The organism is Bacillus sp. AFS053548, assembly GCF_002575105.1.
In the GTDB taxonomy this organism is placed as follows: domain Bacteria; phylum Bacillota; class Bacilli; order Bacillales; family Bacillaceae_G; genus Gottfriedia.
The window spans coordinates 26309-48650 of the sequence record NZ_NUHI01000088.1 but is presented as its reverse complement, the minus strand read 5'-3'; the positions used below and the strand labels follow the sequence as shown (position 1 = coordinate 48650).

The window sequence follows — 22342 nt, the reverse complement described above, 5'->3', positions numbered from 1 at the left end:
TGGAAAAAGGGGTATTCTCCCAAATTACAATTAATGATATGACTACTAAATTAGTAAAAACTTATTGAACTAACACTTGATTTAGATATTTAACATGAACGACTGTATAGAAGATTTATTTTATTACAGAGAGTTGAGGGACTTAATATAATGAAATTTAGAGATCGGTTTTTCAAGAATAGAGTTAAGCCTATAGTAATTGCTCTTATGATATTGTCAATCCCACTTTTCATATTTTTATTTTTATCTTTTACATCGTACCCTGTAAATTTTTTCTATGAGGGAATCGCACAAAGTATCTTTTCAATTTTTATGTTATTAATGGGGATCGAACAAATTCTTTTGAGTAAGAAAAGAATGTCAATTGTCTTTTTTATTATAACTGTTTTATTAATTTCTGTTGCTGTAGAAAGCTTTTATGTATCACAATTACATAACTAACATTACAATGCTAATCGTACAGAGGATTTAATTCAAATGCTAAAAATTTTAAGAATGATATTTATTTTGACAGTCTTAATATTATCTATTTTTGGCTTAATAACTTATAAGACAGTATTACTCCCTTATATGCACTTTTTCTTAGCAGGATTGTTCTTGGTAGCATGTATATTAGAATTTAAACAAAAACAAAAAAAATTGGGTTATATTTATATCATAGTATCTATGATTGGTTTCATTGTATCAATGCAAGAATTCATATATAACTAGTATCATAATTTGAAAATCAAAAACTGCTTAATTGCAGTTTTTTTTATTTCTGTAAAATGGAAGGATCGTTTAATAAATAAAGGATTTTATCATCTTAAATGGAATTATAAAAATTAATTATGTCGTTATGCTGGAAGAACAATTACTTAGAAAGAAGTAAATGGTATTAGCATGATAAATTATTTAGTGACTTTCTATAAGACGTTATAAAAGAATTTTGGTGATAATCTAGAGGGCTTGAATTGGAGGAAATAGAAAATGGATGTAAAAACACTTTTGTTACAGCAATGGGCAAGTTGCTTGGATGCACAAGACTGGTTTCCACCACTTGAAAAAGTGTTAAAGGATGTCACTTATGAACAAGCAATTTGGAAACCAGTTGATGTGGAAATAAATTCCATTTGGGAATTAGTCTGTCATCTACTATTCTATGAAAAGAGACTTCTGTTGCGATTTCTTGGTGAAACAGAGAATGAACCACAGGCAGAAAAAAATGAAGATACATTTAGATTACCAACTGAAACGGTTGAAAATTGGAAGAAAACAAAAGAGGAATACTTTTATACTCATCGTGAACTTGAAAAAATACTAGCAAAATCAGAGCATGAAGATTTGTATCGACAGATCCCAGGAGAAAGATCGTTAGTACTTGAACTTAAGAGTCTAGCAATGCACGACGCATATCATATTGGGCAAATCGTATTAATGAGCAAAATGCAAGGTGTTTGGGCAGGGAAACAAAGATAATAAAAATAGGAGTCGATAACGATGATCGACTCCTATTTTACTTCTGGAAGATTAGTTCATCAAAGGATTTAATGTACTTATATTAAAGTTACTTTTAATCTAGATTGAGTTTGAAAAGGAGTCTTCCTAATGGATAATTTTAGTTTACTCATTACATTACTACAATTGATCATTCTAATTGTAGTAGTATATATCGTGATTAAGATTATTAAAAAAGTAAGATTATTTGCAACAAAAAATTCGTTTATTTCAAATAAAAAAATTGAAGAATTAGAGCAAAGAATAAGTAATTTAGAGAAAAAATAGGGATACTCTCTTATACAATAATTGACTTTTAATTTGCCATATTAAACAGCTATTGCATTTTTTTTTGATGGAAATTTGATAATTCATAACAATATTGTTAAAATTGGACTATTACAATGTGTGTAAGCCACACTAGGAGGTTACAAAGATGGAACATGGTAAAGTAAAATGGTTTAATGCAGAAAAAGGATTTGGATTTATTGAGCGTGAAAATGGTGATGATGTATTCGTACATTTCTCAGCAATTCAAACTGATGGATTTAAATCATTAGATGAAGGTCAAGCTGTTACATTTGAAGTAGAACAAGGTCAACGCGGACCACAAGCAACTAATGTTAAAAAGGCTTAGTTTAAAAAAGAGTCGGAATCTATAATGTAGAATCCGACTCTTTTTATGTCTTTTAAATTTAAAAACCCCTATTCCAAAAAGAATAAGGGTAAAATCTAACGTGGTTCTTGGTAAAGAAAATGGTTTAAAGTATTCTAGACCATTAAAATGAAGATACAAATAATTATCGAATATCATTAGCCATTTGAATTATTATTAGTTGTTTTGGAATTGCCCTTATTTTTAGTACCTTTGCTAACATAGGGCTTCGCGTTCTTTGCTTTTTTTGCACTAGCTTGCCACCTATTCCAACCCTTCTTATCTGTACCTCTACCTGTACCGCTCTTAGCTTTAGCTTTACTCATATAAACACCTCATACCTATTATACACTAAGTACCATATAGATTTTCAGTAATTTAAGATTAACTTGAGTTAAACAAGAATAGAGCAATAAATAGATCACAGTCACATTATTCCGTGGAAAAATCTGAACAAAAATGTTTGTTTGAATTATTAGAGTTTTTAAAGGCACAACCTATGCTTATTATCAATGTCTCATTTCACGATCATGGAATTTACATGGAAGACCTTACCCCCATCAATAAGCTAGGACGAAGAATAACGAAATCATACACGACTGATCTTTCAGTCGTGTTTATCATATTTAATTTTTTTAACACATAAAGGATTACTTTTGATGAACATGGCTTTAAAGTCGTTTTTATGGAGCTAAATGGCAGGGTAGTTGCTTAAGAAATCGTATAGATGGTATTAAATCAAGAATAAAATAACCCGACTTTAAATTAAAGGTATGAGAATATTTATTGTAGAACTAAATCTATTTAGATCAGTGTTTTAAAATTTAATATAGGAAGGGTAGATTTATAAATTTGAAATTTAAATATTTTATTGTGTGTTTTTTTATTTGTTGTTCATTACTTAGTGCGTGTAATGGAACAGAAATCATAAAAGAAGAAGCGATTGAAGTTGTAAAAGTAAGATATGAAAATGATAACTTTGGTAAAATTAAAATAGTTTCTGTAACTCAAAAAAATGGAAAATATGTGGTGAAATGGGAGCGGAAGAGTAATTATGAAAGTGGGACAGATTATGTAAATAGTATTAGTGGTAAAATTACAAAGAGTGAACATAGTATCCAATAAAAATATATATATTAAATTTCTTATGTAACTAACGCACTGCTTTAATTAAAGAACACGAGCTGCTTATATGCGGCTTTTTTTCTTGTAGTAAATGGCAGTTTAGTTGAACAAAGGTTTTCATACCAAAGTTCATAATATACAAATTGATAATAGGAAATTATAGTCCTATACCAGTAAAAGGGGACATATTTAATGAAGAAAATAATGAAATTTACCCTACTATTCGTGACACTAAATCTATCACCGATATTTGTGCAGGCTGACGAAAAACCAAATGAAGAGCTAATGAAAATTGTTAAAGAGTTTACTCCGTCGAACGCTTTACTTGTAACTCCTAAAAAACCATTGTCCACATCTCCAATTCAACTCTATGACTTTAACCAGGATGGGCAGAAAGAATTGATCTTAACATTTAAAATTAAAGCAAAAGAACAACCTTCTCCTTCCCTATATGGAGTAATAGTATTAAAGAAGATTAATAATGAGTGGGATAAAGTATGGGAGACAAAAATTCAAGGAGTAGATTTAGATTTTTCGGGATTAACTGATATTACTGGTGATGGTGTAAAAGAATATTTATTTGGCGTTACAATTGGGGCAGCAGCAGGAAGCAACCTTGAAATTTTTCAGTGGATTGATAACTCATTAAAAAATATCGCAGAAGTTCCTTACCACGAAATCGACCTTTTGAATGGAAACCAAAAAGAAGGTTTGGCAGTTTGGCAAGCGTATATTGCCGATTGTTATTTAGTAGATGTACTAAAATGGAATGGTGAAAAATTAATTTATGATAAAGAATTATATTCTAAATACTATCCTGTAATTGAAAAGTTTTATAATGATAAAATTTCAAAAATGGATGCATGGTTTTACTGGTATTGCCTTGCAGATGCTCAAATTAAATCAAATTTATTCGAAGAAGCTTCTAACTCAATTGAAAAAGGGAGTTTGTTAGCAAAAAAATTATCAATGCCTGAGGTAGTTCAGAACTTTAACAAATTAAGTGACAGATTGGAAGAAAAGAAAAATAGCTTATACAACTACAATAAAATTAAAACCTTTTGGGTTTGATGGTTTGACAGTTTCGTTCATATCAGTTGCATAAGAAATGGTATTATAAAATTATTAGAAAGACTACTTACAGGAGGAATAAATGGGATTAGAGCATGAATTTTATCTTGTTCCAGACACAGTTAATGTGAGCCGAATTTGGAAACTGAGAGAAAACAATAATGATATTGAAAGCGTTAGAATACATGATGATATTATCCAATACATAATGGACTCTTTAAATTGGATACCAAGTAAAAATCCTTCAATTAGTGGAAATCTGAATAGAAAAGGACTTAACTATTATGGAGAGACGCTATTTGAACAACAGGCTTCAGAAAAGATAATTGCAATTTTCACATCATGGAGAGACTTATTTATTAATGGACCGAAAGTGTTAAAACTTAGAGGTGTATTTGTTTATGGAGAAGATGATGAAGATGGAGACTATGAATAGGTAATTATTAATAGGGACGAATTAATTAAGAAATTAGAAAAATTGATATCAATGGTAGAAAAATTATCAAAAGGTAATTTTTATTTATATCATTTAGGGATTTAAATAGAGTATTAAATTTTGTCTTATTCAACTAACTCAAGCGATAGTTGAACAATATGATCGACAGTATGTTCGTCATTTTTTATTGAACAAAATGGCAGTTTAGTGGAATAAGAGATGCAATACTTTGATAAATAACTACATAGGAGTTTAAAGCAATGGATGAAAAAGAACTGTTAAATTTAATCCAAAAAATGGCAGACAAGGGTTCTTATACTAGTAGCGATGATTCACCTTCTTGGCATGCTTACAGAAAAGCAGAACAAATAACAGATACCAGTGTTATTCCTTTTCTTAATAATTTATTAGAAAAAAGTAAGGATAAAGACATCAGAAATAATATTTATTTTATACTTGGTAAAATTGGGGGAAATACCGGAGACGAACGGGTAGTTCAAATTCTTTTAAAATCGCTTGAAAGAGAAACGGACAAATATGTACTTTCAAGTGTCCTTGAAAGAATTTCAGAACAAAAAATTGTAAAAGACTGTTCAACCATATTACAATTTATTAAGGATGAACGTTGGCTTTTTAGGCACGAGGCTATCCAAGCATTAGGGGGATGTAAGAGTTCTATTGCAGAGGAAGCACTTATTAAAGTTATATCGGCGTCAACAGATGAGTATGATCTATGCTATGCAATTTCTGTATTAGTTGAGTTTGGTACTTATAAAGCTATTCCTCACTTTTTAAATTTACTTGGACATCCCAAAGGAGACGTTAAATGTTCGGCTTTATTGGCATTGAATAAATTAGGAGATGATTCTTTACTTCCGACTTTTTTAGAGGCCTTAAAAGACCGTTCTGTTGAAGTTAAAGGATGTGCCATGATAGGTATAAATAAGCATGGAAATGAAACTGCCATTAAACCTGTTATAGAGCGTATAAAGAATATTTTGAAAAGAAAAAGGGAGCTTGATAGAGGTGACCTAATATTAGCTTTAGAGTTTCTCATTCGTTACGAAGACGGTAATGAGGAAATTTATAAGTTATTTCATTGGATAAAAACTAAAAAATGGGATTACCTTTTCGAGTCAGAAAAGACATTGGTAACCTCAAATACTAACACACTAACTATAGATGGGACCTTATTGAACTAACTGGCAGTTATATATAGTATCCGATTCCGAAACATTGATATGGTGCAACTTTTATCATTGTTTCCATGTAACTATAGATTAGCGTATAAGAACTTGACGTGTAGTCTTTGTGGTTATGATTGGTCATGATACAGGATTTCTTAATTATAAATAGATATAAATATTATGAGATTATGGCATCCTATGGTCTCAGTGGGTGGATATTAGCCAAAAATTATGAAATGACTGATTCAGAAAAATAATCCTTATTCAATTAATGCATTATGTTAGTTCAATATTATTTGCTAATGGGTGCTATTACTTAAGTGATTCACGAGGAGGTAATAATGGATAAGTATATAGACTTAGAAAAAAGGAAAATAAGCGATTTTTCTTTTTTTGATGTTAAATTAATTACTGATTTTCATTTGAAAATGTTTGAAGAGGCATTTGAAAAGAAAGCTGTTCTTGATATTGAATTTGTTATTGAAAGAACTGGATCTTGGTATAAAACAATCATTAGGTTTCATGATCCGCAAGAAATCAAATTTGAATCTGGAGGAAACTTTCACCAAATATCATTAGAAATAATAGACATTAGCGAACGGAGATGGGAGAACTTAAGTCTTGAAGTGACAGATTATGAAGACGATAGATTGCATTTTTATTGTTCGAAAGCTGAAGTTCTAGATATAAGAAAAACATCATATAGTATTTAACTTATTTAACGAACACATGCAATAGTTGAATAACGTAAGGACTGATAATCAGTCCTTTTTTGTATTAACTGGACAATTATTTTAATGGTATTATTTAGAAAAACAGGTATTAAGGTGAAATTATGAACGAAAGAAAATTAATTTTACAGCAAAAAATTAAAGTTTCAAAGCAAAAAAAACAAAGAAATGTATTAATTAATACATTACCACAGGAGTTGGCTACTGTTTTAGAAAACTGTGAAATTATCACTTCTCCAGAATTGGATAGGATTCTTGATAAAGTTCATGCAAAGTGGAACTACGATTTACATAAAGGTGATTTTATAGTAAATTATAGTAATTTTAGAATTGAATTTAGTTGGGAGAAAGAAGTTATACAGTTTGTGCAAGGGATAGATATTGAAGAGAAATTGGCTTACTTATTTTTTGGTATAGAAGATAGTCCTATCTTACTTATTGACGACGGAAAATGGGTAATAAAAAACTTTGATATTCTATGGCAATCTATAAACAATGAGGATATATGGATTATTAGTCAAGATTACAGTTGCGGTGTACTTGTATCTCGTTACGGTGGATATTTAGAGCATGATCCGAACCCAAAAGAAATAATTTATGCGATTACTAAATGGAGAGATAAATCATAATGTTGTTCAGCTAACGCTAGCATTAGTTGAACAAAAATAGCAGCCATAGGCTGCTATTTTAATTAATTAATATCTACTTCATTCACTAATGAACTTAACTATTTATTAATCAAGATAATTAATAATTATGTCGTAATTAGAGGTGTCCAGAGGGCTCAGGCTGAATAAAATTCAAATGTTTCATTCGATTTAGGACAGATAATACCTCATTAATTCTAGGTAATTCAAGCCATCTTTCGAAACCAGGAAAAAAGGAAGAAAATACAATATCGACTCCTTCTCTTTCCATTTCTTCGAGAGCTATTTGGATCTTTTCATGAAGAAGGATGGTGCGATCCTGATTTCTTATAGCTATTTTTCGAATTAAAAAGGCAATCGCTGCAAGCTGTGCGTGTGATGTGATATTGTAAAGGCCTCTGATATCAATTTGTTCATCACCGATCATCATGTATCCCATGTTTGAAACGATCAGCTTCTCTGTACCACTGCCTTGTGGGTAGCTCGAAAAGTGATCGGTAGTTATTTTTCTTTCTATCTCCCATTTTGTATGGGGGATACGTTCGCGAGTTTTTTCGTGTTCACATAAATTTTTTGCTTCCTGAGTTACATTTTTTGGGACAAAATTGTCCATCAGGATGATTTGATCGGCTACGGATAAAAATTCACTGCTACCTCCAATAACAAGAATGGAAGATACGCCAACAGCCTCATAAAGCTCCCTTACACGTTCCGTAAAAGGTGTAATAGGTTCACGCTTGATTAATGAGCGCATTTTAGTGTCTTGAATCATAAAATTGGTTGCACTTCTGTCTTCATCAATAAGAAGAAGCTTACATCCGTAGTTGATTGCCTCCATAATATTTGCGGCTTGTGATGTGGAACCGGATGCGTAGTCTGTTGAAAACTGTTCAGCGGAACTATTAGGTATCCATTTTATGAAAGGCGTTATATTGATATTTTTTATAGAACGGCCTTCTTCTGCAGATATTTCCATTGCAGTTTGATCTGTAATCACAAATTCTCGTCCGTCGCCTTTGACGTGATTGTAAATCCCCGAATTTAGTGCATCCAGCAATGTGCTTTTCCCCGAATAACCACCGCCGGTAATGACCGTCACACCTTGTTTTATTCCCATTCCTCGCAAACCACAAATTTCAATTTCAACATCTTCCGGGGATTTAAAAGGCAAGGCACTCTCTAGTGGCCCGCTATTATCTTTATTTCTTGGCAAAATGCTGCCATTCCCAATAAATGCACAATAACCACTGGTTTTTAGCCATTCGCGAATCATATTTTGTTTTTTTACCAATTCATCGGCAGCATTTAATTTAATGAGATCAAACTTGGCTATAAATTTCTCCACTTCTTTCCAACACATTGGTTGGACGGAAACAATAAAAAGCACCATTTTCTTTATCGGTACGTGACCTGTTATAAAACACTTCATTTAATGCCTCGATATGATCAACCCATTCTCTTAATGCAAAATCTGAGAGAACAACTTGATTCATATTTTCATATAAGCCTAGACGATCAAATGGTATTTTTATGGTGATACATGGTTTATCCAGTGTTAGTTTATGCGTCCTTTCAATGTAATAGGCAACATCATTATTCCAATACGTTGGGTCTTCATAAATCATACTGTAAGATGTTTGTCCGGATTGTAATGAGCGAAAATATTGAGCAAGTCTTTTAATAAAGCATCATCCTTTCATATTTGGAAAGCTGTTTATAACTAAAAACGATCAAGTAGGTGGGCCCTTATCCTATGGAACAAGGCAAAGACTAATCGGATTGGACAATAATCTCCAGGTATAAGCCTGCACGAACATAAACCAGCATTGTATGCAATTTTCCGTGGAAAATCAATTCCATCCTAAGTAATTCAAGTTCAATAAATACCCCCCTAATAGAGTTCAGATCAATTTGTAAGAAAAAGATTTAACCCTTACAAACTTCAAAATAAAACCAATATTGTTGCTTTGACCAACCTTTTGTCCAAAAAAAATGACAGCCACTCTGTAAGTGGCTGTCATAGGTCGGCAAGAAAACTTATTCTTTCTGCCTAAATATAAAAGCTCCGAGAGTGAATCCTACCCTCAGAGCCTAATGTATTAGTAAAAGAATAACTAAAAAGCAATATGATGAGGATAAAATGTATATTTTTTTGTATTCATTTTCCTCACCTCGTTATGATTTATTTTAAAGCAAAGCAATCGTAACATTAATTTAACTATTTGACAATAGGTCATCGTATCTTGTTATTTTTTTTGCAAAAATTTCCCTAATTATTGAAGTAAACCAGTGGTTTAATGGATCAGTACCCATTATTTGTGATTTTAATTTATAATTAAACCTGCAATAATATACTATATAGCATTTAAATTTAAGATGTAAGATGAAATGAGAATAACTTGAAAGGAGTTACCTCATGGATTTTACATCTTTTGTATTATATTGTTTCATTGTTACTTTTACACCAGGTCCTACTAATATCGTAATATTATCGACTGTGCATAATAATGGGACAAAGAAGGCATTGGAATATTCCTATGGTGCAACGCTTGCATTTGGTTTATTACTTTTCATTTCTGCTATGCTAAACACTATACTGATAGGGATTATCCCAAAAATTTTACATCTTATGCAAGTGATAGGAAGCCTTTATATGATCTATCTTGCTTATCAGATTTACAAAATGGATTCATCCAATTCATCTGAAAAGCATTCAGGTACTTTTATGTCAGGCTTTCTCATGCAGTTTTTAAATCCAAAGGTAGTACTGTTTACAATGACAGTAATTCCTAGTTATATATTACCCTATTATGTCGCAATGCCTGCAGTTACAATGAGTGTTATGATGATTACAATTATTGGATTCTTAGCATTTATTACATGGGTTCTTTTCGGTTCAATCTTCAAGGTGTTTTTACAGAAACACAAAAAGACTGTTAATATGGTGATGGCATTATTCTTAGTTTATGCTGCAGTCATGATATGGGTGTAAGTAAGGTGTTAAAGAGGTGAATTTAATGGAGAAATTTATCTATAAAAAGTCATCAGGTATTACCGCGTTATCAGCAAGTATTACTGATTTTAAGTATAAAAAACACTCCCATAAGGAGTATGCAATAGGTGTTACATTACGTGGTATTCAACAGTATAATCTAGATGGAAGTTTACAGATATCACATCAAAATGGTGTTATGCTTTTTAATCCAGAACAAGCACATGACGGAATGGCACATGATGAGTCTGGCATTGATTATGTCATGCTTTATATCGATCCGCAATTGCTGTTAGAAGTGAATGAGAACAAGGACTTAGTTCGTTTTTCAAATCCTATTGTGTATGATCAAATTCTTGAACAAAAAATATTAAATCTTTCTAATGCTATACTAAGTGGTAAAGATGAGGCATTTTGTAGTGAATTATTAGTATCTCTCGCAGATCGTCTTATTGGAACAAATCTTTCATCAGAATATAAAAAAGATAACGCACTAATGAAAAAAGCGAAGAATTTGATTCATACCAATTTGGAAAATGTTCTTAAGCTTGATGAGATATGTAATGAACTTAATTTATCGAAATTCAAGTTTATAAGATACTTTAAGACTCATACCGGGATATCACCGTATCAATACTTTCTTAACTGTAAGATTGAACGGGCAAAGCAGTTGATCGAAAAAAATAGAGATATTTATTCAGCAGTATCGGAATGTGGCTTCGTCGATTTAACTCATTTAAATAAACATTTCAAGAGTGTATATGGAACAACAGCATATGAGTATATGTCTTATTTAGATTAAGGAATCATTGTACATGGGGAGTTATTTTTAGTGGGAGTAGTTGTTCTACGATAAAAGATTGATTTAAAAGAGAAATGATAATTTTAAAGAGTAAAAGTCTAACTATATTAAAGAAAACAAGAATTATATAAAAAGCCTGTATCTAAAATTACCAAGTAATCGTTGATACAGGCTATTTTAATATTTATTAATTCATCTAACCTTTAGCTAATAAGACTTTATGCTGGAGATTTCATTGCTTTCTTTACAATCCGTTTGTTTTTAGACATTCCATTTGTTTTAAAGTAAGTAAACAAGAAACTACCTAGTATAACGATTAGGCTCCCAAGTCCTTGAACCCATGTCATTTTTTCATTTAATAAGAAAAAGGCTAAAATGGCTGTGAAAATTGGATTGAAGTTTAGGAAAATACCTGCTGAAGTTGCTCCAATTTTTTGGACACCAATATTCCAAAAGAGCATACATAAGACAGTTGAAATAATACCAGTATATAAAATTGAGAAAATAAATGAGCCATTTATTTTTACAAGCGTAAAATCTGTGAGATTAAAAGGGATGATTACAACAAGTCCAAATATCCCTGAGTAAAGTGTAGACAGCATTGGTGATATAAGCCTTGTTGCCCATCTACTACAAACCGAATAGATTCCCCATATGCATACAGCAATGACCATCCATAAATCACCTAAATTCAATTTCATTGAGAATAGTAGATTCATATCTCCTTTTGAAAGCACAAGAATAACTCCAAAGAATGAAATAATCATCGAAAATATTTGTAAAAAGTTCATTCTTTCTTTTAAAAATAAAGATGAAAACAAAGCAATTGAAATTGTATTTAAGGTCGAAATTAACCCAACATTCGTTGCAGATGTCTTTTCCAATGCCATAAATTGAAAAAGATTAAAAAGAACAACACCTGTTACTCCCATCATGAAAAGTGGAAGAATAGCTTTACGTGGAGGTAAAATCTTCTTTTCTTTCCACCATACTATTGGTAATAATACAATAATTGCAATTCCCCATCTTAAAGTCGTTAAGGTCATTGGAGAAGCATGATCAACAAGGGATTTTCCAACGACAAAATTTCCTCCCCATAACAAACTTGTTAATAATAACAACAGTATATATATGATTGGCATATCTAAACCCCCTAGTTCACTGTTCTTAAGGTTTAAAAAGACTTTACACAGTGATTCCTTACTATTTTTTAATTAGTTTAACATAATTGTTTATTTTACCGTGTATTATTTTGTATAATGGTATAAATACAAAATAATATTAAATAAATGTATATTTTTAGGAAATATAATTCAATTTATAAGTTGAATCCAACCCGTTTTCCGAATAATTGAAAGGGAGTAGATAATAGTGGAATATCAAGGAAATAAAGTGTTAGATGAGGTAGATCTAAAAATTTTAGATAAGCTACAAAAGGAAAGCCAAATAAGCAATACGGAACTAGCGCGACATGTGAACTTGTCACCACCAGCTACACATGCGAGAGTTAAACGATTAGAAAATGAAGGATATATCGATCGGCAAGTTGCAATCTTAAATCAAGAAAAGCTAGGTTTTGACTTACTTTGTTTTATTTTTATCAATACAAATATCCATCAAGCCGATAAATTAGAAGTGTTAGAGAAAGAATTAAAATCCATGCCTCAAGTTTTAGAGTGCCACTTATTAACAGGAGAGTATGACTATCTATTAAAAGTTGCGAACAGAGAACGAAAGGAATTGGAGAACTTTATTCGGAAGTTAAATCAGCTCGGAATTACAAGAATTCAAACAAGTTTAGCTTTAAGAGAGATTAAAAATTCTACTGTTTTGCCGTTATGTGAAAAGGAAGAATAATATTTTATAAACCATAGACCCTTGGTTTTATTATGAAAACATTTATTAAAAAGGGTAATGCATGCCCCTGTTGAATTAAATGAACCGAGGTGATCATATGAAAAATTATATTATAGCTATATCAATATTTCTTTTAGGGGTATGTATCGTAATTGGAAGTTGGATGATTTCTAATGGATTTGGAACAAAAGCTTCAACGGGTCTTGCTGTACAGCATAAACTATTAACACAGACGGAATTAGTTGATTATTTAGGAATAAGTAAAGAAGAAATTCAAAAACTAACAGAGTTAGATGATGGAGACGGTGGTTATTCAAGTGAAATTCCTCATATAAAAATTGGATCTGAGTTTTACTATCCTAAATCAGCAATCGATAAATGGTTAATAAATGTTGAATTAATAACGATTCCTTAATTTTTTTAAAAATTAAAATTTGAATTACCGTATTTTTACAAAGCGAAGAAATTTTCAATAATTAAATCTTTTTTATATTTAATTACCATACAATAGTAGAAGAATATAAGTTGCATTAATGCGGCTTTTTCTTTTGCATTAAAGATAAAGAAAATAAAATAAAAAATTTTGTTTATTTGTGGCATGAATCCAATGGGAAAAAATGATTTGTTTTATAGAGTAAATATGAGTAAGGGTGTTATGTCATTTTTTTGCTTTAGTGTATGTACTTCCTATTGGGAGATGATCGTAAGCAAAACAAATGAAAGGATGTTTGGAATGAAAAAAAAGGCATTCGTGACCATTCCATTTTGTATTGTATTGGCGATCCTAATCGCTACATCGTTTGTACTGACTTCGACAAAACCATCTGCCCCTTACATACTCAAACCTCAACAATTAGCTGAAACGACAAAGCCAGCAGTTGTTCGAATTGTTGATTATGCGATTGTGAAATGGACGATTACTTTAGATGATAAACGCGTAACGAGTGTGTTGAAGAAATGGGATTATAAAACTGAACTGGACGGTTTTGGATCTGGCGCTATCATTAATTCGGATGGTTATATTGTGACAAATGCTCATGTTCTCGTTTATTCTCATCAATCGTCCGATCATGATATTGTTTCTGAGGCATTTTCAATTCTTGTGGATGATGTTGCAACGGAAAATAATTGGACGCACAAATACACAGATGCGTACTTAAAACAGTATACTAGTTACGAAATCTTCCAAAAAGGCGTCGACGTGTACTTACCGACTGTAGATGATCCTATTAGCGCAGTCGTCAAAAAGTATCAACAACCTACCGATCATGGAAAAGATGTGGCTCTTTTAAAGATCGATGGATCGAACTATCCTACGATTCCCCTTGGAAACAGTGATTTCATTCAAGATCAAGACAATATTTGGGTGATTGGCTACCCAGCTGCGGCAGATTCTGAATTGCTTTCTATGCATAGTTATGTTATCCCCACGATGAATAAAGGTCAAATCTCAGCGATCTCAAAAACGACATTAGCAGGAAGCCCGGTACTTCAAATCAATGCAGCATCTACCCATGGGAATAGTGGAGGTCCCATCATCAACAACAAAGGACAATTGATTGGCTTACTCACCTTCCGGGGAGATACGGTGAATGATCAAGAAGTGCAAGGATTTCATTTTGCGGTACCTGTGAACACATTGAAGAAAGTTGTCAATAAAGCGGGCATACATGACACAAAAAGCCAAACTGATAAATTGTTCAAAGAAGGGTTAACTTTCTACTGGGCCGGCTATTACAAAGATGCACTGTCAAAATTCGAAGCAGTCAAACAAATCTATCCGAACCATCCAGAAGTAAAACGATACATTCGTGAATCGAATCAAAAAATGGGCTCAAGTAAAACACTTTGGGAAAATCACAAAACGAGTTTTTACATTCAAGATATTGTCGCAAGTATACTAATCCTCATTCTACTTCTTTACACTTTCACGTATAACAGCAAACCAAAATCAAATCCCACATCGAATCCACCATCAACCGAAAATGAATCCGAATAAACTTGTGTCTGATCCTGCCCTTAAAACAGCAATATAAAAATTATAAAAAATAAAAAGTATTTGAATCTGCTTCATAATGAACAAAACGGCTCCATTTTGCTTATCGTAGGTTGCAATTGGAATTTGAGAGGGATAAAAAAATCCTACTAAAAACCAATTGTAGAGCTACAAACAAAAGGAGCCGTATAAATTAAGGATGGTCAATAATTTATTGCTTTAAACGTTTCAAAAGATATTTGTATTTCATAACCAAAATTAAAATAGCAAATAATCAAGTAAATATGAATATGGATAAAAAGTAACATGAAAAAATTAACTGCATTTGTTATTGAATATTCAGAATTTTTCTTGTATTATCTAATTAACAAACATACCGACTGGTTAGTATCTAAACGTTTGTTTAAAAATGAAGCGAAAGTTTTGAACAAAGATAGGAGCTTTATGAAATAAATACTAATTTTAGGAGGATTTGAAATGCACGTAAAAGAGTTATTTGATTTAACTGGGAAAGTAGCAATTGTAACTGGTGGTGGTCGAGGTCTTGGTGAACAAATTGCGAAAGGATTCGCTGAAGCAGGTGCAAATGTCGTACTTTGTTCTCGAAATGTAGAAGCATGCCAAGAAATTAGTGAAGAATTGAAAAGTTTAGGTGTAGAATCTTTTGCATTGAAGTGTGATGTAACAAACAAAGAGGATGTGCAAAAAGTAGTTAACGAGACGATAGAGAAATTTGGCAAAATTGATATTTTAGTAAACAATAGTGGTGCATCTTGGGGAGCACCAGCTGAAGAAATGCCATTAGAGGCATGGAATAAAGTAATGAATGTTAATGTAACCGGTACGTTTTTAATGTCTCAAGCAGTAGGGAAAATCATGTTAGCACAAAAATCCGGAAAAATTATAAATATTGCTTCTATTGCCGGCTTAGTGGGAACGAATCCAAACGTAATGAATGCTGTTGGTTATAGTGCAAGTAAAGGTGCAGTGATCAGTTTTACAAAAGATTTAGCTGCGAAATGGGGTCCAAGTGGGGTTTTTGTAAATGCATTAGCTCCTGGATTTTTCCCGACAAAAATGTCTAAAGATGTTATTTCCCACGGAACAAATGAAATATTAGAATCTATACCTCTTAAGAAATTTGGAAATGAAGACGAATTAAAAGGTGCGGCTTTATTTTTAGCAGCGCCAGCTTCGAATTATGTGACTGGATCTGTTCTAGTTGTTGATGGTGGAACATCGATCGTGTAATGTTTGAAACATCAAAATCAAAAAGGAGTTTTGTAAATGGGCAAACTTCATCTTTTGATGAAAAAAGAAGAAATTGATGATCAAAAACTAAACGATGAAAAGATCGTAGTCGTTTTTGATGTATTGCTTGCTACTTCAACCATTACAGCGGCATTAGCCTTTGGTGCTAAAGAGGTCATACCTGTTATGAATGGACAAGAGGCAGTTCTTTTCGCAAATAAAAATTTGGACAAAGAATATTTATTAATAGGGGAATATGAAGGGAATACAATTGAAGGTTTTCTATCTCCTAATCCACTAACATTAAAGAAAATTGTTTCTGATCAGTCAATCGTTTTATCAACAACGAATGGAACAGTGGCGTTAAAAAATTCTCAAAATGCAAAAAGAGTATACGCTGCATCGATTTTGAATGCAAATGCAGTTGCAAATCACTTAAGACAATCCTACAAAGATGAGTCTGTTATTTTAGTATGTTCGGGGTCGTCAGGGCAATTTAATATGGAAGACTTTTATGGTGCAGGTTATTTTATTGATTGCTTAGTAAATCAATCATGTCCTTTCGATTTATCCGATGCAGCTAAATCTGCCCATTATTTTTACTTAGGGTTGAAAGAAAAATGTTTTGAGATTTTAGTGGAATCGAATGTTGGTAAAATGTTAATACGCTATGGATTTGAAGAGGAATTAAAATTCGTTAGTAGTAAAAGTATTTTTAATGTTGTACCGATATTTACAGACGGTAAAAACGTAATTGATGTCAATTTTTCAAAAGAAACTATATAAATATTGTACTATTAAGCACTGTAACTTGTTAGTCAAAAACTAGTTGTGAAAGGGATGATTGAATGGATTTTTTATATTCGCAAAAAAGTAAGGAGCTTCAATTAAAATTAACAAAATTTATGGAAGGCTATGTTTATCCTAATGAGCGAATATATGAGCAGCAGTTAAATGCACAAGAAACTCGGTGGAGTGATGTACCTCCGATTATGGAAGAATTAAAACAAAAAGCAAAACAAGCAGGATTATGGAATTTATTTTTACCTGAAAGTGACCTCGGAGCAGGATTAACGAATTTAGAATACGCTCCATTATGCGAAATTATGGGACGATCTATGATTGGGCCAGAAGTGTTTAATTGTAGTGCACCAGATACTGGGAATATGGAAGTTTTAGAAAGATATGGTACGAAAGAGCAAAAGGAAAATTGGTTGGTGCCACTTTTAAATGGTGAAATTCGCTCATGCTTTTCAATGACCGAGCCTGAGGTCGCTTCTTCTGATGCAACAAATATTGAAGCGAGTATCAAAAAAGAAGGTGATTATTATATCATCAATGGTCGAAAATGGTGGTCGTCAGGAGCGGGGGATCCAAGATGCAAAATTGCAATATTTATGGGTAAAACGAACACGGAGGCACCTAAGTATGAACAGCAATCTATGATACTAGTCCCGTTAAATACAACTGGAGTAAAAATCGAAAGGGTATTACCTGTATTCGGTTATGATCATGCACCGCATGGACATGCGGAAATTACGTTTACAAATGTAAAAGTTCCTGCAAGTAATATTTTATGGGGAGAAGGGAAAGGATTTGCAATTGCACAAGGTAGACTTGGTCCAGGTCGCATCCACCATTGTATGAGATTGATTGGTGCTGCCGAACGGGCACTCGAAGAAATGTGTAAGCGCGTTCAAAATCGAGCAGCATTTGGTAAGCCAATTGCAAATCAAGGCGTTATTCAAGAATGGATTGCTAATTCAAGAATAGAAATCGAGCAAGCTAGATTACTAACCTTAAAGGCTGCATATATGATGGACACTGTTGGTAATAAAGAGGCGAAAGCAGAAATTGCAATGATAAAAGTCGTCGCACCTTCAATGGCTTTACGAGTAATTGACCGCGCTATTCAAGCCTTTGGTGCTGCAGGTGTATCTGATGATTATACGTTAGCTGCTCAATGGGCAAATGCCAGAACGCTAAGATTAGCTGATGGTCCAGATGAAGTACATCGAGCGCAGTTAGCAAGATTGGAATTAAAAAAATATGCTACAGAAAAAAACTTCTCTACAATAAAAAGTTAATTCAAATTAAATGACAAGATTGAGAGAGGCTCGATATGAGACTAAAAGATAAAGTCGCAGTTATTACAGGCGGAGGTAGTGGGATCGGGCGTGCAACTGCTATCCGCTTCGCAAAAGAGGGAGCAAAAATTGTTATAGCAGATATTAATGAAGTTACTGGCGAAGAATCGCTAGTTATTATAAAAGAACAAAATGAAGAAGCAATTTTCATAAAAACGAATGTAGCCGAAAGTAAAAGTATTCAAAATTTGATGAATCGAGCTGTTGAACATTTTGGTAGAATTGATATTTTGTTTAACAATGCTGGAATAGGAAACTCCGAAGTAAGAAGTGTAGACTTAGCAGAAGAGGAATGGGATCAAGTAATCGATATTAATTTAAAAAGTGTATTTTTAGGCATAAAATATGCAATTCCTGAGCTTAAAAAATCTGGTAATGGTGTGATTATCAATACTGCTAGTTTACTAGGTTTAAAAGGACGAAAATATGTAAGTGCATACAATGCTTCTAAAGGTGGAGTAGTATTATTAACGCAAAATGCAGCATTAGAGTACGGAAAATATAATATTCGAGTAAATGCAATTGCGCCAGGAATAATTGATACAAATATTATTAAGGACTGGAAAAATGATGAAAGAAAATGGCCAATTTTATCTCGTGCAAATGCACTTGGTAGAATAGGAACTCCAGAAGAAATCGCATCAGCTGCACTTTTTTTAGCATCTGATGAAGCATCATTCGTGACTGGAGCAACGTTATCAGTTGATGGTGGAGGATTAATATTCTAATCTATTAGATTTGAAAAGTTGTTTAAAACAATATTCATGATCAGAAATGGAGAGTTATGTATGTCAACAAATAAAGTTTGGTTAGCTCACTATCCTGAATATATTGCAAAAGAACTATCAATTCCGATAAAATCAATTCCAGAAATGTTTAATGAAACTGCCGAAAACTATCCTAATCAATCTTGTCTATCATTTTATGGAAAACAAAATACTTATAAAGAAGTACAGTCGGCAGTAAAGAGATTTGCTTCTGCTTTACAAAAAAATGGCATTCAAAAAGGTGACCGTGTAGCAATCATGCTTCCAAATTGTCCCCAATATGTTATTTCATATTATGGAATTCTAACTGTAGGTGGTATCGTAACCCAAATAAATCCAATGTCTGTTGAAAGGGAACTAAAGGAATTATTAAATGACTCAGGAACTGAAACGATCGTTGTATTAAACAGTTTGTACCATACCGTAAAACCGTTAATTGAAGAAACAAATTTACGGAAAATTATAGTAGTAAATTTAACTGGTACAGAAGAGAATTATGACGAAGGAATATCATTTGAAAGCTTTTTGCAAAGCGGAAATCAAGAATTGAAACCAGTTACGATTGATTCTCATGAAGATGTTGCAATTCTTCAATACACAGGTGGAACTACTGGACGTTCAAAAGGAGTAATGCTAACCCACCGAAATCTATACGCAAATATAATGCAGCAAAGTGAATTTTTTAAAGGCGCATTCAATCCTGGTTGTGAGCGGGTTTTATCCATCATACCGTTTTTCCATGTTTATGGAATGACAGTATGTATTAATTTAAGTGTTTTTATGGCAAACGAAATGATCATCCTTCCACGTTTTGAAATTGAAGAAGTTTTAAATACGATAAAAAATGAACAACCTACGCTATTTCCAGGCGTACCAACAATGTATATTGCTTTAATAAATCATCCTGAGTCTGAAAAATATGGAATCGATGCAATTAAGCTTTGCAATAGTGGAAGTGCACCGATGCCAGTAGAACTCATGAAGCAATTTGAACAAAAGACAGGTGCTACTATTTTAGAAGGCTATGGATTATCTGAAGCATCTCCAACGACTCATAGTAATCCAGCATTTGCAGCAAGAAAGCCTGGCACCGTGGGAATCCCTTATCCTTCTACTGATTCAAAAATTGTTGACATAGCTACCGGATTAGACGAAGTTCCAGTAGGTGAAATTGGCGAATTAATTATTAAAGGACCTCAAGTAATGAAAGGCTATTGGAATTTGCCTGAAGAAACTGCAAATACAATTAGAGATGGATGGTTATATACTGGTGATATTGCGAGCGTCGATGAAGATGGATACGTTTCAATTTTAGATCGAAAAAAGGATATGATTATAGCAAGTGGCTTTAATGTGTATCCTCGGGAAATCGAAGAAGTAATTTATGAGCATCCTTACGTAAAAGAAACTGTTGTAATAGGTGTACCCGACTCCTATAGAGGTGAAACCGTTAAAGCAGTGATTGTACTTAAAGAAGATAAACTTCTTACTTTAGAAGAAATGAAGGAATACTGCAAAAATCATTTAGCGACATATAAAGTTCCACGAATCATCGAATTCCGAAACGAACTACCTAAAACGAATGTTGGCAAAATATTAAGAAGAGCTATTAGAGAAGAAGAAAGCTCTATCTATCAAGGCTAATGGGTAGATAGGAAAAGGTGAAATTTTTAAAACTGCCCTCTATAATTTTTTTGGAATTGTTTATAAAGTAGTAATTTTAGAAGTTTTATAATTGGCTTTTATTGAAATATTTGTGATTTTTGTTAATAGAATTATTGAGAGTAATTTCCAGTAGGAAGAGAAATTTTATTTAAAATTAAATATTGATTTTTTTAAGTTCAAATAATTAAAATGATTTATTTAAATGGTTTTTATGTTTTAATTTTTTATTTGACAGTTGATTGGAACGAAAGCAAGCTCGACTCCTGTGGGATATGCGGGAAGCCTGAGACCCCACAGGAACGAACGTGACGAGGAGGATCAAGAATCTCGCTCCACAAAAAAGCGAGTATCCTGCAGTGGACATCGACCAAACATACTTATTTATATACATTAATAAATTGGATTTTGATAAAACCATCCTTGTACTATGATATAATTCAATTGAATTTTTAAGATTGCGAGGACATCTAATGAAACAAAAGATAAAGGAACACTCTATACAGCTATTTGATAAAAAAGGATTTACGAGTACATCCATTCAAGATATCGTCGAATCGATCGGAGTGACAAAAGGAACTTTTTACTACTATTATACAAGCAAAGAACAGCTTCTTATGGAAATTCACCTTCAATTTATTGATGAAGTATTAAATGAGCAGGAAGAAGTTATTAATGATTCAAATAAAAGCTTTTCAGATAAGCTATTTGAAGTCATTTATTTAAGCTTAATGGACATTAAAAAGCAAGGTCCAAGCGCAAAGGTATTTTATCGTGAAATGAGACATTTAAATCCTGAAAGTTTAACAGAAATTAAGGCAAAAAGGGATTTATACAGATTTAATATTGAGAAACTTCTTAATGAAGGAATTAAAAATGGTGATTTAAGGTCAGATTTAGACGTACCAATCGTTTCATTCGGTATTTTAGGTGTTATGAACTGGAGTTATGAATGGTATAACGCTGAAGGACAAAAAAATGCATTTGAAATAGCGAAGTCATTCCAAGAAATGATCTTAAAAGGGATTAAGGTAGGGGAGTAATCTATTGTCTCCTTTTCCTTTACATACCGACTAGTTAGTATTGGTAAATCCAAAAAATTTGATAAAGGTAGGTTGTTTTATGGAAAAATTCACCGTTACCCCTAGATTTTGTGAAACCGATGCATTAGGTCATATAAACAATACTAGTTACTTTATTTATTTAGAAGAAGCGCGAATTAAATTCTTCCAATCGCTTGGCTATTCAATGAATCTAAATGATTGGAAGTTTATTCTAGCGTCTACAAAATGTGATTTTGTGAATCAAGGTCACTTTAATCAAAAATTATCAGTATCGACCTATATTTCTAAAATAGGAAATAAAAGCTTTCATCTCGAACATGAAATTTGTTGTGAAGAGACAAATCAAATGATCGCTAAAGGTAATGCGATTATCGTATTTTTTAATTTTAAAGAACAGCGTAGTGAAGTACTGCCTAATTTATTTAGAGAACAGCTAGAAAGGCATTTAGTTGTAAAATAAACTGAATTTTCTAAAG

25 protein-coding genes are annotated in these 22342 nt (G+C 32.4%); 22 read left to right on the top strand and 3 right to left on the bottom strand.

The window, feature by feature from the left end:
• The first annotated feature begins 477 nt into the window (after positions 1-477).
• The 4 genes from CN946_RS24060 to CN946_RS22725 all read left to right on the top strand — a co-directional run bounded on the left by CN946_RS24060 (position 478) and on the right by CN946_RS22725 (position 2113).
• Positions 478-711: a DUF3953 domain-containing protein gene (locus tag CN946_RS24060; RefSeq protein WP_098863119.1), complete on the top strand. Its 234-nt coding sequence runs from the start codon at positions 478-480 to the stop codon at positions 709-711.
• Positions 712-969: 258 nt separating this feature from the next.
• Entirely contained in the window at positions 970-1458 is a 489-nt protein-coding gene (locus CN946_RS22730) for a DinB family protein (RefSeq protein ID WP_098863118.1), read from the top strand.
• A 129-nt stretch (positions 1459-1587) separates the two neighbouring features.
• A complete protein-coding gene (locus CN946_RS23645) occupies positions 1588-1764 on the top strand; it encodes a hypothetical protein (protein WP_176547423.1) in 177 nt (58 codons plus the stop codon).
• 148 nt (positions 1765-1912) lie between these two features.
• A complete protein-coding gene (locus CN946_RS22725; RefSeq protein WP_069032402.1) occupies positions 1913-2113 on the top strand; it encodes a cold-shock protein in 201 nt (66 codons plus the stop codon).
• Positions 2114-2289: 176 nt separating this feature from the next.
• On the opposite strand, the gene CN946_RS22720 is transcribed toward CN946_RS22725, so the two are convergent.
• A complete protein-coding gene (locus tag CN946_RS22720; protein WP_098863117.1) occupies positions 2290-2457 on the bottom strand; it encodes a DUF3934 domain-containing protein in 168 nt (55 codons plus the stop codon).
• Positions 2458-2983: 526 nt separating this feature from the next.
• On the opposite strand from CN946_RS22720, the gene CN946_RS22715 reads away from it, so the two are divergent.
• The 6 genes from CN946_RS22715 (at position 2984) to CN946_RS22690 (ending at position 7310) form a co-directional block, all read left to right on the top strand.
• Positions 2984-3256 (top strand): hypothetical protein, encoded by a 273-nt coding sequence (locus CN946_RS22715; RefSeq protein WP_098863116.1) that lies wholly within the window; start codon positions 2984-2986, stop codon positions 3254-3256.
• 192 nt (positions 3257-3448) lie between these two features.
• Positions 3449-4327, top strand: a complete 879-nt coding sequence (locus tag CN946_RS22710) for a hypothetical protein (protein WP_098863115.1) — start codon at positions 3449-3451, stop codon at positions 4325-4327.
• Between the two features lie 82 nt (positions 4328-4409).
• Positions 4410-4763: a hypothetical protein gene (locus CN946_RS22705; protein WP_098863114.1), complete on the top strand. Its 354-nt coding sequence runs from the start codon at positions 4410-4412 to the stop codon at positions 4761-4763.
• A gap of 260 nt (positions 4764-5023) precedes the next feature.
• A complete protein-coding gene (locus CN946_RS22700) occupies positions 5024-5965 on the top strand; it encodes a HEAT repeat domain-containing protein (RefSeq protein ID WP_098863113.1) in 942 nt (313 codons plus the stop codon).
• Positions 5966-6291: 326 nt separating this feature from the next.
• Positions 6292-6663, top strand: a complete 372-nt coding sequence (locus tag CN946_RS22695) for a hypothetical protein (protein ID WP_098863112.1) — start codon at positions 6292-6294, stop codon at positions 6661-6663.
• 122 nt (positions 6664-6785) lie between these two features.
• Complete coding sequence (locus tag CN946_RS22690) at positions 6786-7310, top strand: hypothetical protein (protein ID WP_098863111.1); 525 nt, start codon at positions 6786-6788, stop codon at positions 7308-7310.
• A gap of 136 nt (positions 7311-7446) precedes the next feature.
• Here the strand turns inward: CN946_RS22690 and CN946_RS22685 are convergent, their stop codons facing one another.
• On the bottom strand, positions 7447-8757 hold the full coding sequence (locus CN946_RS22685) for a P-loop domain-containing protein (RefSeq protein ID WP_098863110.1): 1311 nt from the start codon (positions 8755-8757) through the stop codon (positions 7447-7449).
• Positions 8758-9744: 987 nt separating this feature from the next.
• Between CN946_RS22685 and CN946_RS22680 the strand changes: the two genes are divergently transcribed.
• Both CN946_RS22680 and CN946_RS22675 read left to right on the top strand, forming a co-directional pair.
• On the top strand, positions 9745-10320 hold the full coding sequence (locus CN946_RS22680) for a LysE family translocator (protein WP_098863109.1): 576 nt from the start codon (positions 9745-9747) through the stop codon (positions 10318-10320).
• A 25-nt stretch (positions 10321-10345) separates the two neighbouring features.
• Positions 10346-11122, top strand: coding sequence for a helix-turn-helix domain-containing protein (locus CN946_RS22675; RefSeq protein ID WP_098863108.1), 777 nt, complete (start codon positions 10346-10348; stop codon positions 11120-11122).
• 218 nt (positions 11123-11340) lie between these two features.
• Here the strand turns inward: CN946_RS22675 and CN946_RS22670 are convergent, their stop codons facing one another.
• Positions 11341-12264, bottom strand: coding sequence for a DMT family transporter (locus CN946_RS22670; RefSeq protein ID WP_098863107.1), 924 nt, complete (start codon positions 12262-12264; stop codon positions 11341-11343).
• 229 nt (positions 12265-12493) lie between these two features.
• On the opposite strand from CN946_RS22670, the gene CN946_RS22665 reads away from it, so the two are divergent.
• From CN946_RS22665 to CN946_RS22620, 10 genes are all read left to right on the top strand, one after another.
• Positions 12494-12979 (top strand): Lrp/AsnC family transcriptional regulator, encoded by a 486-nt coding sequence (locus CN946_RS22665; RefSeq protein WP_098863106.1) that lies wholly within the window; start codon positions 12494-12496, stop codon positions 12977-12979.
• Positions 12980-13076: 97 nt separating this feature from the next.
• On the top strand, positions 13077-13394 hold the full coding sequence (locus tag CN946_RS22660; protein ID WP_098863105.1) for a helix-turn-helix domain-containing protein: 318 nt from the start codon (positions 13077-13079) through the stop codon (positions 13392-13394).
• Positions 13395-13619: 225 nt separating this feature from the next.
• Positions 13620-14978: a S1C family serine protease gene (locus CN946_RS22655; protein ID WP_176547422.1), complete on the top strand. Its 1359-nt coding sequence runs from the start codon at positions 13620-13622 to the stop codon at positions 14976-14978.
• A 474-nt stretch (positions 14979-15452) separates the two neighbouring features.
• Positions 15453-16226: an SDR family oxidoreductase gene (locus tag CN946_RS22650; RefSeq protein WP_098863103.1), complete on the top strand. Its 774-nt coding sequence runs from the start codon at positions 15453-15455 to the stop codon at positions 16224-16226.
• 36 nt (positions 16227-16262) lie between these two features.
• Positions 16263-17012 (top strand): 2-phosphosulfolactate phosphatase, encoded by a 750-nt coding sequence (locus tag CN946_RS22645; RefSeq protein ID WP_098863102.1) that lies wholly within the window; start codon positions 16263-16265, stop codon positions 17010-17012.
• Positions 17013-17074: 62 nt separating this feature from the next.
• The gene (locus CN946_RS22640; RefSeq protein WP_098863101.1) at positions 17075-18313 is read left to right on the top strand and encodes an acyl-CoA dehydrogenase family protein; all 1239 of its coding nucleotides are present in this window, start codon (positions 17075-17077) and stop codon (positions 18311-18313) included.
• Positions 18314-18348: 35 nt separating this feature from the next.
• Positions 18349-19101, top strand: coding sequence for an SDR family NAD(P)-dependent oxidoreductase (locus CN946_RS22635; RefSeq protein WP_098863100.1), 753 nt, complete (start codon positions 18349-18351; stop codon positions 19099-19101).
• A gap of 60 nt (positions 19102-19161) precedes the next feature.
• Positions 19162-20784: a long-chain-fatty-acid--CoA ligase gene (locus CN946_RS22630; RefSeq protein WP_098863099.1), complete on the top strand. Its 1623-nt coding sequence runs from the start codon at positions 19162-19164 to the stop codon at positions 20782-20784.
• A gap of 491 nt (positions 20785-21275) precedes the next feature.
• On the top strand, positions 21276-21845 hold the full coding sequence (locus CN946_RS22625; protein WP_098863098.1) for a TetR/AcrR family transcriptional regulator: 570 nt from the start codon (positions 21276-21278) through the stop codon (positions 21843-21845).
• Positions 21846-21924: 79 nt separating this feature from the next.
• Complete coding sequence (locus CN946_RS22620) at positions 21925-22326, top strand: acyl-CoA thioesterase (RefSeq protein WP_098863097.1); 402 nt, start codon at positions 21925-21927, stop codon at positions 22324-22326.
• Positions 22327-22342 lie beyond the last annotated feature (16 nt).

Coding starts and splice junctions, on each gene's coding strand:
- CN946_RS22725 (WP_069032402.1), top strand. CDS start 1,913: ATGGAACATGGTAAAGTAAAATGGTTTAATGCAGAAAAAGGATTTGGA.
- CN946_RS22695 (WP_098863112.1), top strand. CDS start 6,292: ATGGATAAGTATATAGACTTAGAAAAAAGGAAAATAAGCGATTTTTCT.
- CN946_RS22675 (WP_098863108.1), top strand. CDS start 10,346: ATGGAGAAATTTATCTATAAAAAGTCATCAGGTATTACCGCGTTATCA.
- CN946_RS22700 (WP_098863113.1), top strand. CDS start 5,024: ATGGATGAAAAAGAACTGTTAAATTTAATCCAAAAAATGGCAGACAAG.
- CN946_RS22645 (WP_098863102.1), top strand. CDS start 16,263: ATGGGCAAACTTCATCTTTTGATGAAAAAAGAAGAAATTGATGATCAA.
- CN946_RS22620 (WP_098863097.1), top strand. CDS start 21,925: ATGGAAAAATTCACCGTTACCCCTAGATTTTGTGAAACCGATGCATTA.
- CN946_RS22685 (WP_098863110.1), bottom strand. CDS start 8,757: ATGAAGTGTTTTATAACAGGTCACGTACCGATAAAGAAAATGGTGCTT.
- CN946_RS22655 (WP_176547422.1), top strand. CDS start 13,620: ATGAGTAAGGGTGTTATGTCATTTTTTTGCTTTAGTGTATGTACTTCC.
- CN946_RS22720 (WP_098863117.1), bottom strand. CDS start 2,457: ATGAGTAAAGCTAAAGCTAAGAGCGGTACAGGTAGAGGTACAGATAAG.
- CN946_RS22730 (WP_098863118.1), top strand. CDS start 970: ATGGATGTAAAAACACTTTTGTTACAGCAATGGGCAAGTTGCTTGGAT.
- CN946_RS22680 (WP_098863109.1), top strand. CDS start 9,745: ATGGATTTTACATCTTTTGTATTATATTGTTTCATTGTTACTTTTACA.
- CN946_RS22630 (WP_098863099.1), top strand. CDS start 19,162: ATGTCAACAAATAAAGTTTGGTTAGCTCACTATCCTGAATATATTGCA.
- CN946_RS22635 (WP_098863100.1), top strand. CDS start 18,349: ATGAGACTAAAAGATAAAGTCGCAGTTATTACAGGCGGAGGTAGTGGG.
- CN946_RS22640 (WP_098863101.1), top strand. CDS start 17,075: ATGGATTTTTTATATTCGCAAAAAAGTAAGGAGCTTCAATTAAAATTA.
- CN946_RS22705 (WP_098863114.1), top strand. CDS start 4,410: ATGGGATTAGAGCATGAATTTTATCTTGTTCCAGACACAGTTAATGTG.
- CN946_RS23645 (WP_176547423.1), top strand. CDS start 1,588: ATGGATAATTTTAGTTTACTCATTACATTACTACAATTGATCATTCTA.
- CN946_RS22660 (WP_098863105.1), top strand. CDS start 13,077: ATGAAAAATTATATTATAGCTATATCAATATTTCTTTTAGGGGTATGT.
- CN946_RS22650 (WP_098863103.1), top strand. CDS start 15,453: ATGCACGTAAAAGAGTTATTTGATTTAACTGGGAAAGTAGCAATTGTA.
- CN946_RS22625 (WP_098863098.1), top strand. CDS start 21,276: ATGAAACAAAAGATAAAGGAACACTCTATACAGCTATTTGATAAAAAA.
- CN946_RS24060 (WP_098863119.1), top strand. CDS start 478: ATGCTAAAAATTTTAAGAATGATATTTATTTTGACAGTCTTAATATTA.
- CN946_RS22710 (WP_098863115.1), top strand. CDS start 3,449: ATGAAGAAAATAATGAAATTTACCCTACTATTCGTGACACTAAATCTA.
- CN946_RS22690 (WP_098863111.1), top strand. CDS start 6,786: ATGAACGAAAGAAAATTAATTTTACAGCAAAAAATTAAAGTTTCAAAG.
- CN946_RS22670 (WP_098863107.1), bottom strand. CDS start 12,264: ATGCCAATCATATATATACTGTTGTTATTATTAACAAGTTTGTTATGG.